The organism is Stagnimonas sp. FW305-C-60 (genome assembly GCF_058782965.1).
This window is the reverse complement of sequence record NZ_JBYSYF010000001.1, coordinates 871141-884625: the sequence shown is the minus strand read 5'-3', so window position 1 is coordinate 884625 and position 13485 is coordinate 871141. Positions and strand designations below refer to the sequence as shown.

Genomic DNA, 13485 nt, shown 5'->3' with positions numbered 1-13485 from the left:
GCGTTCCGTCAGGGCGGCGAAGCTAGCGGTAGTGCGCCGCCGCGCGCACCACCAGGCCCTGGGCGTCGAAGTGGAAGGTTTCCACCGCCGGGCCGCGCGCGCCCTGGTAGTGCAGGCTTACGCTGTCGGCACCGAGGTAGCAGTCGATCAGCGTGAAGTGCAGCTCCGGCATCAGCGCCAGCGCCTTGGCCCAGTAGGCGCCCACCGCCGCCTTGCCGCGCAGACGACCGCTGGGCTCGCCGGCGAGATCGACGATGCGCGGCGAACTCATCTCGAAGTCCTCGTGATAGTGGCTGAGGATGCGTGACAGGTCGTGGCTGTTCCAGGCGGCGATCCACTCCGCCGCGAAGTGCTCGGCGAAGGCGCGGCTGAGCGGCAGCACCGGCTCCTCCAGAGTCTGCCAATGGTCGTGGCGCTCGCGCCGCTCCTGCCGGTAGTTGGTCAGCTCCAGATGCAGACCATCGGGGTCGTGGAGATGGCTGGCCCAGTAGTCCGGCGCGTAGTCGGGGTAGCAGACCGGCTCGCTGGCCTCGATGCCGGCGGCGAGCAACGCGTCCACTGCCGCGCGCAGCTCGTGCACCGTATCGAGGCGCAGGCAGAGATGGTGCAGGCCGGGCGCGTAGGGATCGTGCTCCGGCCCGCCACGCGCCGGCCGCAGCACATAGCCGAAGTGGCGGTTGTAGTACTGCACATGCCGTTCCTCGCCGATCAGGAACTCGTTGCGGCGAAAGCCCAGGGCGGTCATCGCCCGGTCGTACCAGACGCAGGAGCGGTCCAGGTCGCGGACGGCGATGTAGAGATGGTCGATGCCGGTGATCTCGTGCATGCCGACATTGTCCCTCCTCGCCGGCGCCGGCGACAGCGGTCGGCGACTGCCACTTAATTAGCCGACCAGCCGGTACACTAATTGCTACTGCATCCTAAGCCGGCGCGGCGCGCTTCCCCGCGCCGCCGGCCGCTTCCGCCAGCCACCGCCATGCCCGCCAAACCCGCCACCCGAGGCCGCCCCAGTTCCCGCGATGCCATGCTCGAGGCCGCCATTGCGGTGGTCACCGAGCAGGGCGCGGCGCGGCTGACGCTGGACGCGGTGGCGCGCGCCGCGAAAGTGAGCAAGGGCGGGCTGATGTACCACTTCCCGACCAAGGAAAGCCTGTTGCAGGCGCTGGTGACGCGCGCCATCGAGCACACCCAGCAAAGCTGGGAGCAGGCGCAGCAGCGTCTGCCCGATCGGCCCGGCCGCGGTCTGCGCGCCTATGTGCAGGCCTCCACCGCCGAGCGCCCGGACCTGGACCCGTTCAGCAGCGCACTGCTGGCGGTGGTGCCGGGCGATCCGCAACTGCTGGAGCCGGTGCGCGCCTACTTCAAGGAGCGCATGCCGGCGCTGAGCGAGGGCGTGCCCTTCGAGCGCGCGGCGCTGGTGTACCTGGCCACCGAAGGACTCTGGCTGCTGGAGCTGGTCGGCGCCAGCCCCTACACCCGCAGCCAGCGCAGCAAGGTGCAAAGCCTGCTGAAGCGGCTGGCTGCCGAGGGCGGCAGCCTGCCCTGAAGAACCCTTTCCCCAACCCTTCCCCATCCGTACCGCCTCAAAGAGAACCTCATGCAGAACACCACCGGAACCCTGATCGGCGCCCTGGCGCTGGCCTTCAGCCTGGGCCTCGCCGCCTGCGGCAGCGACAAGAGCGAGAAGGTGGCCGCCGCCAACGCGGCCGCCAGCAGCGCCGCCACGATCGCGCCGGCCGACCCGGCGCTGGCGCAGATCTACGACACCAGCTGCAAGAGCTGCCACACCAGCCCCGCCTCCGGCGCGCCACTGTCCGGCAACGCCGAGGCCTGGGCGCCGCGCATCGCCCAAGGCAAGGACACCCTGCTCGACCACACCATCAACGGCTATCTGGGCATGCCGCCGATGGGCATGTGCATCCAGTGCTCGGAAGAAGAATTCCAGGCGCTGATCGAGTTCATGTCCGGCGCCAAGCTCAACTGATCGCCTCCGCGAGAACGAACCCATGAAACTCACCCGACGTCAGCTCATCCAGCAGCTCGCCGTGGCCGGCCTCGCCGGCGCCGGCGGCGGCTTTTCCGCCATTGCCCGCGCCGCCGCGCCGCGCATCATCCCCTGGCGCAACTGGTCCGGCGGTCAGTCCTGCATCCCGCTCGCGCGGCTGGCGCCGAAGAGCGAGGACGAACTCGCGCAGATCATCCGCAACGCGCCCTCGGCAATTCGGCCGGTCGGCTCCTCGCATTCCTTCAGCGGCCTGGTGCCCACCGACGGCACCCTGGTGTCGCTGGCGCATCTGCACGGCATGCTCGGCCACGACGCCGGCAAGCTGCAGTCGGAATGGGCCGCCGGCACGCCGATGACGCAGATGGGCGCGCCGCTCAAGGCCGCGGGCCTGGCGCTGTCCAACATGGCCGACATCGACTACCAGACTCTGGCCGGCGCGATCTCCACCGCCACCCACGGCACCGGCGTCAATTTCGGCTCCTACTCGGGCCAGGTGATCGGCCTGCGCCTGGTCACCGCCAAGGGCGAGGTAATCGACTGCGACGCCGAGCACAGCCCGGAAATCTTCCGCGCCGCGCAGGTCTCGCTGGGCGCGCTGGGCGTCATCAGCCGGGTGCGGATGCAAAACCGCAAGGCCTTCCGCCTGCGCGAGAAGATGTGGATCGCCAAGACCGAGGAGTTGCTGGAGCAGGTGCCGCAGCTCACCCGCGACAACCAGCACTGGGAGATGCAGGTCATCACCCACTCCGACTACGCGGCGGCCATCGCGCTCAACGAGACCACCGATCCGCTGACGCCGCCGCTGGACCCGGCCGAGGAGGGCGGCAACGAGTACGTCAAGGCCATCGAGAAGCTCGACAAGTACGGCAGCGACTGGCCGGCGGCGCGCAGCGCCATCCTCAACCTGATCGGCAAGACCGCCAGCTTCGAGGACCGCGTCGGCGACTCTTATGAAATCTTCGCCAACGTCCGCAACATCCGCTTCAACGAGATGGAGTACTCGGTGCCGGCCGAGCAGGGCCCGGCCTGCCTGCGCGAGATCCTGAAGCTGATCCACGACAAGCAGCTGCCGACCTGGTTCCCCATCGAGTACCGCTACGTCCACGAGGAGGCGATCCCGCTGAGCATGTTCGAGGGTGGGCCGCGTTGCGCGATCTCCGTCCACCAGCACTACACGATGGACCACCACAACTACTTCGCGGCGGTGGAGCCGATCTTCTGGAAGCACGGCGGCCGCCCGCACTGGGGCAAGCTGCACAACCTCGGCGCGCGCCAGTTGTCGGCGCTGTATCCGCGCTGGAAGGAGTTCACCGAGGTGCGCGCGGCGCTGGACCCGCAGGGCAAGTTCCTGAACGGCCATCTGCGCACGGTGTTCGGGGTCTGAGACTCCGCGCGCGGAAGCGGTACTGCGCGACTCTGCGGAGCGGCTGGCTGGTCTCCTTCCCTGCGTAGCGGGGGAAGGCCGGGATGGGGGCGTCGGCCGTGGCGGGAACGCCCCCACCCTAGCCCTCCCCCGCAAGCGGGGGAGGGGACTCCAGGCCTGAGACGGCGCCGCTAAGCAGCGCCGCGCACCAGGGCGTCCAGCGCCTCCGGCTGGCGGATCAGCACCCGGCCGTAGTCGAGGCGGATCCAGCCGCGCGCCTCCAGGGCGTTGAGCTCCTTGCTCACCGTCTGCCGCGAGGTGCTGAGCATGCGGCCCAGCTCCTCCTGCGGCAGGTGCAGGGCGATCAGCACACTGCCATCGGCCTGGGTTTCGCCGTAGTCCTGCGCCAGCTCCAGCAGGCGCGCGGCCAGCCGTGCCGACATCGGCAGAAAGGCGGCGTACTCGATCCAGGCAAAGCTGCGCCGCAGCTTGCGGCAAAGCATGCGCATGAAGTGCGGATACAGCACCGGCTGCGCCGCCAGCAGAGCGTGGAAACGCGCACGCGGAATCAGCAGCAGCTCGCTGGCGCCGACCGCGCGGGCGTTGTGGGTGCGCGGCAGGCCGTCGAACATCGAAATCTCGCCGAACCAGTCGCCGGGCTCGAACAGGTTCACCACCAGATCGCGACCATCGCTGGTGGTGGCGCTGATGCGGATGCGGCCGGAGAGCAGACCGTACAGACCGTCGGCGGCATCGCCCTTGGCGAACAGCAAGGCGCCGTCGGCGAGCTGACGCCGCTGCGCCAGCGCCGCCAACTGGCTCACCAGCTCCGCCGGCAGCTCGCGGAACCATTCGCTGGCGGCGATGGCCTGGTGCAGCTCGGGTGTACTCATGGGCGGCGGAAGAATGTCGGCAAGTTGACAGAGTCAGGAGCCGGGGCTGGCAACAATGGCCGCACCTTAACCGACCGGAGTCCGCCATGCGCAGCCTGCAAAGCTATCTCGACGAGTACCGTTCCCACCACAGCAATCCGGTGAACGAGCTGATCCATTTCATCTGCGTGCCACTGATCACCTTCACCACGCTGGCCATGCTCTGGCTGGTGCCGGTGGGCCGCTGGCTGGGTCTGCCGGAAGCGATCGCGCCCTATGTCAACGCCAGCACCCTGGCGGCACTACCGATCTTCGCGTTCTATCTGCGCCTGTCGCTCAAGGGCGCGCTGCTGATGGCCCTTTGGTTCGCCGCCACCGTCGCCGGCATCCTGGCGATGCAGGCGGCCGGCTGGCCGCTGCTGGGTCTCTGCGCCACGGCCTGGCTCATCGCTTGGGCGGTGCAGCTCTACGGCCACAAGCTGGAAGGTCACAAGCCGTCCTTTTTCGGCGACCTGCTGTTCCTGCTGATCGGCCCGCTGTTCGTCAACGACAAGCTGGTGCTGCGCCTGGCGCGCTGAGGGCCGCGCTCCGGCAGCGAAAGGGCTTGAAGTCCAGGAGGCGCCAAAATCGCGGCGACTGTCGCTACAGTGGCTACTACCAGCCCCGTGCCGTCGGAGACCGCCTTGACCACCGCGATTGATCTGGACTTCGTCCGCGCCCAGTTCCCCGCCTTCGCCGAGCCCAGCCTGCAAGGCCAGGCTTTCTTCGAGAATGCCGGTGGCTCCTATGCCTGCGCGCCGGTGATCGCGCGCCTTACCGAGTACTACCGGCGGCTCAAGCTGCAACCCTACTACCCCACCGCCGCCTCCACCGAGGCCGGCGAGTGGATGGACGCCAGCTATGCGCGCCTGGCCGAGTACCTGGGCGTGCCGGCAGACTGGCTGCACCTGGGCCCGTCCACCTCGCAGAACAGCTATGTGCTGGCGCAGGCCTTTGGCAAATGGTTGCAGGCCGGTGACGAGATCATCGTCACCGACCAGGATCACGAGGCCAACAGCGGCGTCTGGCGGCGGCTGGCGGCGCTGGGCGTGAAAGTGCGCGAGTGGCAGGTGGACCCGGACAGCGGCGCCCTGCATCCCGAGCAGCTCTGGCCGCTGCTCAACGAGCGCACCCGGCTGGTGGCGTTCACGCACTGCTCCAACATCGTCGGCGCGATCAATCCGGTGGCGGCAATCACCGCGCGGCTACGCGCGGCCGGCGTGCTCAGCGTGGTGGATGGCGTCTCCTACGCGCCGCACGGCTTCCCTGAGTTGGGCTCACTCGGCGCCGACATCTACCTGTTCTCGTTGTACAAGACCTTCGGCCCGCACCTGGGCCTGATGGCGCTGAACCCGGCGCTGGTGCAGCGTCTGCCCAACGAGGGCCATTTCTTCAACGAGGGCGTGCTGCGCAAGCGCCTGCTGCCGGCCGGCCCCGACCACGCGCAGATCGCGGCGGCGCGCGGCATCGCCGAGTACTTCGACGCGCTGGACGCCCATCATCATGCCGGTGCCACGCTGAGCAGCCGGCCGGGCCGGGTGCGGCAGCTGCTGCGTGGCGCCGAGCTGGCGCTGCTGGAGCAGCTGCTCGACTACCTGGCGCAGCGCAAGAACCTGCGCCTGATCGGGCCCAGCGTTGCCGGCGAGCGCGCCGCTACCGTCTCCTTCGTGCCGCTCAAGCAGGAGCCGGACGCGCTGGTGCGCGCGCTGGCGGCGCGCGGGGTGATGGCCGCCAGCGGTCATTTCTACGCGCTGCGCCTGCTCCAGGCTCTAGGCCTGGACCCGGCGCGCGGCGTGGTGCGGCTGTCGTTTGTGCACTACACCAGCGCCGCCGATCTGCAGCAGCTGCTGCGGGCGCTGGACGCGGTCCTGAGCGTCGACTGAGCCGCGCTGGCGCACCGCCTTGGAGAAGAGCGCATGAAGGTGGAAGGCAGGATCGAATTCGAGCTGCTGGAGCAGAGCGCCAACAAGGTGGTGGGACGCATGCCGGTGCAGGCCGGCATCCTCAACCCCTTTGGCACCGTGCACGCCGGCGCCACCCTGTGGTTCGCCGATGTCTGCGCCACCGTGCTGGCCTTCGGTGGCAGCGAGATCCAGACCGGGCAGGCCGGCTTTCCGCTGGCGATCAACCTCAACGCAAGTTTGCTCGGCAACCAGACCAGCGGCCACTTCGAGGCCACCGCGGTCTACGTGAAGAAGGGCAAGCGCCTGAGCGTGGTGCGCACCACCGTGGTCGGCAGCGACGGCCGGCTGATCGCCGAGGTCACTACCAGCCACGTCCCTGCGGGTTAGGCCTCGTACAGCAGGCCCGGCAGCAGCTGCCGCAGCCGGGAGATGCGCTCGGCCGCCGCCGCTGGCTCGTAGGCCTGCGCCGGAAACTTGCCCCAGACCGGCGCCGGCCAGGCCGGGTCACCGCGATAGCGCGCGATGTGGTGCACGTGCAGCTGCGGCACCATGTTGCCGAGCGCGGCGACGTTCATCTTGTGCGGCGTGAACGCCGCTTCCATCGCCCGCGCCAGGGCGGTGGACTCGCGCAGCAGCTGCAACTGGTCGGCGTCGTCGAGCCGGTGCAGCTCCTTGGCGCCGCTTCGGCGCGGAACCAGGATGCACCAGGGATAGCGCGACTCGTTCATCAGCAGCAGTCGGCAAAGCGGAAAGTCGCCAACCAGCAGGGTGTCGGCGGCAAGTTGGGAATGCAGGGTCCAGGTCATGCTGGCTATTGTGCGGCTTGGAACAGGTCGATGACAGGCCGTCCATGTCGCGCCGGAAAGCGCCGCCGCCGAGGCCAGCACGAGTCGCCAATTGGGTGCCGAGCCATCCAGTCACGGCCGCGGATCGCAGGCCGCGTCCGGCGTTCAAGGATGATATTCTTAGCGGCAACCCAGGGCGGCGCGGCTACGATCCTGCTCTCGAAAATCGCCAGACAGGAGCAGGCATGACAACCTCGTTGGTCACCGGCGGCAGCGGCTTTATCGCCAGCCATGTGATCGCCCATCTGCTCGCGGCGGGAGAGCAGGTGCATGCCAGCGTCCGCGACCTGCGCCGGCAGGACAAGCTGGCGCCGCTGCTGGCGCTGCAAGCCCAGTATCCGGGGATGCTGCGGCTGTTCGAGGCCGACCTGCTCAAACCCGGCAGCTTCGACGCCGCGATGGCCGGCTGCGAGGTGGTGCATCACGTCGCCTCGCCGTTCCTGATGCCGGAGAAGATCCGCGACGGTCGCAGGCAGATGCTGGAGCCGGCGCTGAACGGCACCCGCAATGTGCTCGACAGCGTCAATCGCTGCCCCTCGGTGCGGCGGGTGGTGATGACCTCGACAGTGGGCGCGATCTTCGGCGACTACAGCGACGTGCTGGCGATGGAAGACCAGGTGCTGTCGGAGCGCTACTTCAACGAAAGCAGCACGGTGGACTACAACCCCTACCACTACTCGAAAGTGCAGGCCGAGAAGCTGGCCTGGGCGATGTGTGCCGAGCAGTCGCGCTGGGATCTGGTGTGCATCAACCCTGGCCTGGTCTTAGGGCCCAGCCTGTCCACGGCCTCGGATTCCGGCAGCTTGTTCCTGCTCGACGAGATCCTCGGCGGCAAGCTGTTCTTCGGCGTGCCCGACATCAGCGTCGCGACGGTGGACGTGCGCGAGGTGGCCGCCGCGCATCTGGCGGCGGCCCGCAATCCCGCCGCCCACGGCCGCTACATCGTGGCGGAGCGGGAGATGGCGCACTTCCTGGACATCGCGAGGATGTGCCGCGAGTACCACAGACGCCCCTGGCTGCTGCCGAGGACGCGAATCCCCGGCTGGCTGCTGCGTCTGCTCGGGCCGCTGTTTGGCCTGTCGCGCAAATACCAGGACAACCACGTCGGCATCCGCTTCCAGGTCGACAACCGGCGCGGCATCGAAGAGCTGGGCATCCGCTACCGCCCGCTGCGTGAGACTCTGGCCGACCACTACCGCAGCTGGCAGACCGCCCGCGACGCGGCTGCCTAGCGATCCAGCGCTTCGCGAATCCAGCGCTGACTGTTGGCGGCGGCGTCGATCGCCGTCGGCAGTGCGCGCAGCTCGGCAGGTGCGGCCTGGCAGCCGTGGTAGAAATTCAGGTGATGGCTCTGGCCGTCCAGGGTCCAGTCGATGCGGCTGCTAGGCATGTCGGTAGCCACCGCGCCGCAGCCGGGCTGGCCAGGGCGGTAGATGTCCTTGAGTCCGGCAATGACGGGTGAGCGCAGGCGCTCCAGCAACTGCGCCAAGGCCGGCGCATCCACCGGACCCTGCACGGTTTCCAGCACCGCGACATTGCGCTCGCCGACGAACTCCACCAGCCCATCGGCGATGCGCAGCCGGTATTGCGGGCAGCGGCCAAAGCAGGCGCCGCGCTGTAGGCGGATGTCGTAGTGGCTCGTCATCGTCGGCGTGGGGTCGGGCGTCGCGGACATCGGCGTCGACTTGGGCTCAGGCACCGTCACGGTCAGCGCCGGCGGCGGTTCCGCGGCGGCACAGGCGCTCAGCACCAGGGCAAGTAAAGGTGGCAGTACACGGCCTGCGGCGGTCTGGAACATGGCGGCCTCCTTGGTGGCGGAGATACGAACAAAAAGTCCCGGAGCGGCATCCGCCGCTCCGGGACACGGAGCTCAATGCCCGGACTCAGTGCTGCCGCTTGCGGCGCAGCAGACCAAGGCCCAGTGCCGGCAGCAGCAGCCAGATTCCGAGGGCACCACCGCCGCCGCTGGAAGCCACCTCTACCGGCTTCACCGTAACCATGACGGTATCGGTGCTGCTCGCTCCCCGGGCATCGGTGACCGTCAGCGTATAGACGTAGGCACCAATCACCGTCGGCGTCACAGTCGCCGTCGCCTGGCTGGCATTGGTGATGGTACTGGCCGCCGGACCCGAGGTCTGGACCCAGACGTAGGTCAGCGCATCGCCATCCGGATCACTGGACGCGGTGCCGTTGAGACTGCCTGTCGCGCCAAGCAGGACCAAGCCGTCAGCACCGGCATTTGCCACCGGCGGCTGGTTGACCACCAGGGTCACGGTGTCGGTGCTACTCACCTCGCGCACATCGGTGACCGTCAGCGTATAGACATAAGTACCGGCCACCGTTGGAGTCACCGTCGCGGTCGCCTGATTCGCATTGGTGATGGCGCTGGCCGCCGGACCCGAGGTCTGCGTCCAGGCATAGGTCAGCGCATCGCCATCCGGATCGTTGGACGCGGCGCCGTTGAGCGTGGCGGTCGCACCGAGCAGGATCAGGCCATCGGCACCGGCATTGGCAACCGGGGCGCGATTGTCGGGGATGCCATCTTCTTCCACGACGTCACTGAACGGCAGGTTGGTGATGCCGGCAAAGCTGACGTTGTCCACCGCCCAACCAAAGTCGCCAACCCCGCTGTCGCTGACCTGGCGGAAGCGTAGCTGCACGGTCTTGCCGGCGTAGGCGGTGCCGAAGCTGAGCGTCACCGGCTCAAGGAAGCCGTCGTTGGCAGCGTAGTTGTCGCCCACGAAGCCGACATGCGCACCGCTGTCGTCCGGAGTCGGTGTGCCGTCCGGTGCCATGGCGATGAAGTAGCCGTTGTAGCCGTTGCCAATGGTGAAGGTTCCACCGGCATCAACCACGTCGGTCCAGGTCGCACCGCCGTCTTCGCTGATCTCGATAATGCCGCCGTCGTACCCCACCGGGGTTTCGCCGTCGAAACCAGCGAACTCGAACTGGAAGTAGTGCTCGAAATTAATCGAGAACGCACTGCTCGCCACCACCAACGGCGGCGTGGTCAGACGGACATCGGCAAAGCCGCTGTTGTTGGGCGTGAACCACAGCAAGCCGGAAGCGAACAGGAACGGCGCCGGCTCACCATCGACAACGGTCCAACCCTGCCCGCTACCGATCAGCTCCGTACCCCAGTCCTTAACGGCCGCCAGCGGCTGCTCCATGTTGTCGCCGGTTCGCTGACCAGCCGCCAAATCGTAGTTGACGACGATCTGGATCTGCTCGGAACCCGCTTCCAGCACCTCGCCGGCAGTGTCACCGACCTGCGGGAAGTCGATGGTCAGCGTCAGCACCTCGGCGGTCGTGGTCGACGCGTTGAGCTTGACGGTGATGGTGCCGGTGGCGACGTCGCCATAGCCAATCGGCGCCGAAGCGGAGGCCGGGAAGCTGATATCGCCGCCATTGCCGAAAGTCACGTCGCCGTCGGAAGTCAGCTTGGCAACCACCGGAGTGGTCAGATCCTTGGTGCCGTTGCTACGGATCTTCAGCGTCAGCAGCGCAGTTTCACCCGGATCGAGTTCGCCATCGTTGTCGAGATAGCCTTCAGCACCGCTGAAGTAACCAAAGTCCAGCGAGGCATCAACCACCTCGAAGCTGCCGGCCTCGGCGACATAGCTCTCGACCACGCCGCTGTTGGTGCTGTCATTGCGATCCGGAGCCACCGCGCCGACACCCATGCCGCGCTTGGCAAAGGCCTGGGCGGCCAGCGTGAAGTCGTCGGCATCGCTGGCGTAGATCGCAGCCAGCAGGCCGTCACGCGCTTCCAACATGGTCGGCATGTTGGGCGTCATCTTCAGCCCGGCGATGACATAGGCCTTCATCCGGCTCTGCGCATCCAGGAAGCTGCGTCCCGGCACGTTGAGCAGGCTGGCGTAGACCTCCCAGAGCACGTTGGCCCAGACCTCGCCCGCGTTATGCACCTCGGAGTTACTGGCGCCGTTGGCGCCGAAGGCGATCGGCGCCGTGGTGGGCAAAGGCACACCGTCCTCGATGTGCTGGAAGGTCAGCGGGAAGATCGCGAAGTCGGTCGAGTACGGCGCGCGGCGGATGCCGAAGTAGGCATCGCTGGTGGAGTAGATCGACTGCGGGTAGGCGCCCTGGTAGGCCTCGTTGCCCGCCACCGAGCGGTCTTCCGGACGCACCGTCAGCAGCATGCCGCTGAAGTCGCTCCAGCCCTCGCCCATGCCGCGACCCTGCTGCCCGGACAGGCCCAACGCGTTGCCGACCAGACGATTGCTGGTGTAGTGGAACCATTCGTGGGCGACAATCTGGGCATCGACGGCGCTATCGACATCGGCCGCCGGCTCGCGCACCAGATGCGCGCTCACCGTCGTGCTGCCGACGTCGGTATGGATGGTCTGCCCATCGGTCACCGACACCGACAGCGTGCCGATGGTGATGGCGTCGGTGATGCTGGCATCGTCGCCCAGGCCCGGCGCCACGCCGGGCTGGTTGTTGGCGAGGATCACGCCCACCGCACCGGCATTCTGCGCATTGAGCGTCTTGGTCTTGAAGCTACAGGCACCGCGATCGACGAGCACGATCTTGCCGCTGACCGCAGCCGCGTTGTTGAAAGGAATGCAGCCATTCAGCGGATCACTTGCAACCACATCGGCAGTCACATCGAACGTGCTGGGCCCGAAAGCCGCAGTGTTGACACCCACCGAGTAGGGAGACCCGCCGGTCGGGCTCAGCGTCAGAGCTCCCGCGGTGCCATCGAACAGGTACTGCTGCATGCGCGGGCTGCCACCATCCGGCGGCGTGCTCATGTTGGCGTTGTTGCGGCCGCTGAAGTCCTGCGCCTCGGCCAGCAGCACATCGCCTTCCTCGCCACCACGGCCGTAGTTGCTGGCCTGGGCGTTGCCGGCGGCTTCATCGAAGCCGGAGTCATACCACCAGTCGTGCAGCCAGTTGTTGAGGTAGAACAGATCCACCACCGCGAACTGCCGCTGGCTGGCGGTGGTCGGATCGGTATCCGGGGTATAGGCGTAGTCGAAACTGTTGGCACCGCTGGTGCTGGCGCGCAGGTCGGTGGTGCCTTCGTCAAAGCCCTGGCCCGAGGTCACGGTGCCGTCCGGCAGGGCGGTGCCGAACAGATCGAGATAGGCATCGACGTTGTTGCCGGTGGTCTCGGTCGCACCCGCCGCCATCCAGGGATCATTGGTGGAGATCGGACCATGATCCAGCGTGATCAGACTGGTCGCCACCGGAACCCGCGCCGCGCTGCCGTTGCCCGGCGTGCCCACGAAGGGCGCGTAACCGTTACCCAGCGGGCCATCGAAGGGCTGATTGATGCCGCTGGCATCGGCGTAGACGCGGTAACTGAAGGCTTCGTATTCGATCAGGCTCTTGCGGAACAGCACGCGGCCATCGTCCGCGGAGATCAGGTAGCCGTAGGCATACTGGTCGGCGAAGTCGACGCTGTGGGCCTGCACCTCGGCGTAGTAGGCCGGCACCAGCTTGCCTTCCAGCGGGTACCAATACTTGCGGGCGCGCAGATCACCGGAGGGGCGAATCTCGCCGAACGAGGGGCCCGCGCTGAACAGGCTGTAGTCACCCTTGCTGCCCTTGCGGGCCAGGATGAGCGAGGATGCCGGCTCGCCACTGAAATCGGCGAACGCGATGGCGAGCGCCTGCTCCGGCTGCAGGCGGAAGCCCTTGGCGGAGAGCTTGCTGGCACTGGCGGAATCGACGGCAGCGAAGTTGCCCGAGGTCGCGACCAGCTTCATGCCGCGGTCCATCAGCACATTGACCTGCTTGCCAAACACCGGCACGCCCTGCAGACGCTGCTGGTAGCGGGCAATGATCGGCCCCTTGCCGTTGTCCTGGAGGTCAAGCAGTTGCGCGTTCTCAAGGTCGCGCTTTCCGAGGTTGAGCTGGTCAGCCTGGCGACCGAGATAGTCCAGCGCCGCCGACTTCGCCATTAGTTCCGACTTCAGCGGGGCCAGTGTCGCGCCCGCAAGGCCAGGCTCGGCCCAGAGGAAGGTGGTAGCCCCCTGCCGGGCGTCGCGTTGGGAGCGGTAACCCCCGAGCGAAGGCAAGGTCTTGGCAGGCAGCTTGATGCTGGCGCTGTAACGACCGGAGGTCTGTGGCTCCGCCAGTTTTCGTCCGAGCGCCTGTGGACTCAGCACTCCGGCAGAGCGGGCAAGGTCGATCCCGGCGAGCCGACTGGAGGGGTCACTCTGTACCGCCGCCGCAGCGGCGCTGGCACTGAGCACGAGGGAAAAAAGCGCGACAACGAGCTTCTGCGACATTCATGTCTCCCTGCTGGCGGCAACACATCCGGCGCTGCCTATGGCACTGATTGCGAAATCGGCCGTCCAAGTCGATGACGACCGCCACCCTTGTATGTCCGGAGAGTAGAGCGGCTCGCGGCGAGTTACAAACCGGGGAGTGGCGGCTAGCAAAAGGTCCGCCAACTGCGACCCGATTCGAGTCGGAACCGAAACCT

The 13485-nt window shown here is 67.4% G+C and carries 12 protein-coding genes; 7 read left to right on the top strand and 5 right to left on the bottom strand.

Annotation, left to right across the window (positions count from 1 at the left end):
* Positions 1 to 22: 22 nt before the first annotated feature.
* Complete coding sequence (locus AC3WT6_RS04045; RefSeq protein ID WP_492652279.1) at positions 23 to 826, bottom strand: nuclear transport factor 2 family protein; 804 nt, start codon at positions 824 to 826, stop codon at positions 23 to 25.
* Between the two features lie 150 nt (positions 827 to 976).
* On the opposite strand from AC3WT6_RS04045, the gene AC3WT6_RS04040 reads away from it, so the two are divergent.
* The 3 genes from AC3WT6_RS04040 to AC3WT6_RS04030 are packed head-to-tail and all read left to right on the top strand — an operon-like array spanning position 977 to position 3389.
* The gene (locus tag AC3WT6_RS04040) at positions 977 to 1546 is read left to right on the top strand and encodes a TetR/AcrR family transcriptional regulator (RefSeq protein WP_492652278.1); all 570 of its coding nucleotides are present in this window, start codon (positions 977 to 979) and stop codon (positions 1544 to 1546) included.
* Between the two features lie 51 nt (positions 1547 to 1597).
* Positions 1598 to 1984 carry a c-type cytochrome gene (locus tag AC3WT6_RS04035; protein WP_492652277.1) on the top strand — a complete coding sequence of 129 codons (387 nt, stop codon included), beginning with the start codon at positions 1598 to 1600 and terminating at the stop codon, positions 1982 to 1984.
* Positions 1985 to 2006: 22 nt separating this feature from the next.
* The gene (locus AC3WT6_RS04030; RefSeq protein ID WP_492652276.1) at positions 2007 to 3389 is read left to right on the top strand and encodes a D-arabinono-1,4-lactone oxidase; all 1383 of its coding nucleotides are present in this window, start codon (positions 2007 to 2009) and stop codon (positions 3387 to 3389) included.
* A gap of 170 nt (positions 3390 to 3559) precedes the next feature.
* Here the strand turns inward: AC3WT6_RS04030 and AC3WT6_RS04025 are convergent, their stop codons facing one another.
* Entirely contained in the window at positions 3560 to 4261 is a 702-nt protein-coding gene (locus AC3WT6_RS04025; protein WP_492652275.1) for a Crp/Fnr family transcriptional regulator, read from the bottom strand.
* Between the two features lie 86 nt (positions 4262 to 4347).
* On the opposite strand from AC3WT6_RS04025, the gene AC3WT6_RS04020 reads away from it, so the two are divergent.
* The 3 genes from AC3WT6_RS04020 (at position 4348) to AC3WT6_RS04010 (ending at position 6570) form a co-directional block, all read left to right on the top strand.
* On the top strand, positions 4348 to 4818 hold the full coding sequence (locus AC3WT6_RS04020; RefSeq protein WP_492652274.1) for an Mpo1 family 2-hydroxy fatty acid dioxygenase: 471 nt from the start codon (positions 4348 to 4350) through the stop codon (positions 4816 to 4818).
* Between the two features lie 105 nt (positions 4819 to 4923).
* On the top strand, positions 4924 to 6162 hold the full coding sequence (locus AC3WT6_RS04015) for an aminotransferase class V-fold PLP-dependent enzyme (RefSeq protein ID WP_492652273.1): 1239 nt from the start codon (positions 4924 to 4926) through the stop codon (positions 6160 to 6162).
* Positions 6163 to 6195: 33 nt separating this feature from the next.
* Positions 6196 to 6570 carry a PaaI family thioesterase gene (locus AC3WT6_RS04010; RefSeq protein WP_492652272.1) on the top strand — a complete coding sequence of 125 codons (375 nt, stop codon included), beginning with the start codon at positions 6196 to 6198 and terminating at the stop codon, positions 6568 to 6570.
* Here the strand turns inward: AC3WT6_RS04010 and AC3WT6_RS04005 are convergent.
* Entirely contained in the window at positions 6567 to 6989 is a 423-nt protein-coding gene (locus AC3WT6_RS04005) for an HIT domain-containing protein (protein WP_492652271.1), read from the bottom strand. The genes AC3WT6_RS04010 and AC3WT6_RS04005 overlap by 4 nt on opposite strands.
* 224 nt (positions 6990 to 7213) lie before the next feature.
* Between AC3WT6_RS04005 and AC3WT6_RS04000 the strand changes: the two genes are divergently transcribed.
* A complete protein-coding gene (locus tag AC3WT6_RS04000; protein WP_492652270.1) occupies positions 7214 to 8260 on the top strand; it encodes an NAD-dependent epimerase/dehydratase family protein in 1047 nt (348 codons plus the stop codon).
* Here AC3WT6_RS04000 and AC3WT6_RS03995 read toward each other — a convergent pair.
* Positions 8257 to 8826, bottom strand: a complete 570-nt coding sequence (locus AC3WT6_RS03995) for a DUF6438 domain-containing protein (RefSeq protein ID WP_492652269.1) — start codon at positions 8824 to 8826, stop codon at positions 8257 to 8259. The two genes, AC3WT6_RS04000 and AC3WT6_RS03995, sit on opposite strands and share 4 nt — an antisense overlap.
* 85 nt (positions 8827 to 8911) lie before the next feature.
* Positions 8912 to 13288: a M36 family metallopeptidase gene (locus AC3WT6_RS03990; RefSeq protein WP_492652268.1), complete on the bottom strand. Its 4377-nt coding sequence runs from the start codon at positions 13286 to 13288 to the stop codon at positions 8912 to 8914.
* Between the last annotated feature and the right edge of the window lie 197 nt (positions 13289 to 13485).

Excerpts from the sequence above, each read along its gene's own strand:
- AC3WT6_RS03990 (WP_492652268.1), bottom strand. The coding sequence starts at position 13,288 with ATGTCGCAGAAGCTCGTTGTCGCGCTTTTTTCCCTCGTGCTCAGTGCC.
- AC3WT6_RS03995 (WP_492652269.1), bottom strand. The coding sequence starts at position 8,826 with ATGTTCCAGACCGCCGCAGGCCGTGTACTGCCACCTTTACTTGCCCTG.
- AC3WT6_RS04005 (WP_492652271.1), bottom strand. The coding sequence starts at position 6,989 with ATGACCTGGACCCTGCATTCCCAACTTGCCGCCGACACCCTGCTGGTT.
- AC3WT6_RS04040 (WP_492652278.1), top strand. The coding sequence starts at position 977 with ATGCCCGCCAAACCCGCCACCCGAGGCCGCCCCAGTTCCCGCGATGCC.
- AC3WT6_RS04010 (WP_492652272.1), top strand. The coding sequence starts at position 6,196 with ATGAAGGTGGAAGGCAGGATCGAATTCGAGCTGCTGGAGCAGAGCGCC.
- AC3WT6_RS04035 (WP_492652277.1), top strand. The coding sequence starts at position 1,598 with ATGCAGAACACCACCGGAACCCTGATCGGCGCCCTGGCGCTGGCCTTC.
- AC3WT6_RS04000 (WP_492652270.1), top strand. The coding sequence starts at position 7,214 with ATGACAACCTCGTTGGTCACCGGCGGCAGCGGCTTTATCGCCAGCCAT.
- AC3WT6_RS04025 (WP_492652275.1), bottom strand. The coding sequence starts at position 4,261 with ATGAGTACACCCGAGCTGCACCAGGCCATCGCCGCCAGCGAATGGTTC.
- AC3WT6_RS04045 (WP_492652279.1), bottom strand. The coding sequence starts at position 826 with ATGCACGAGATCACCGGCATCGACCATCTCTACATCGCCGTCCGCGAC.
- AC3WT6_RS04020 (WP_492652274.1), top strand. The coding sequence starts at position 4,348 with ATGCGCAGCCTGCAAAGCTATCTCGACGAGTACCGTTCCCACCACAGC.
- AC3WT6_RS04030 (WP_492652276.1), top strand. The coding sequence starts at position 2,007 with ATGAAACTCACCCGACGTCAGCTCATCCAGCAGCTCGCCGTGGCCGGC.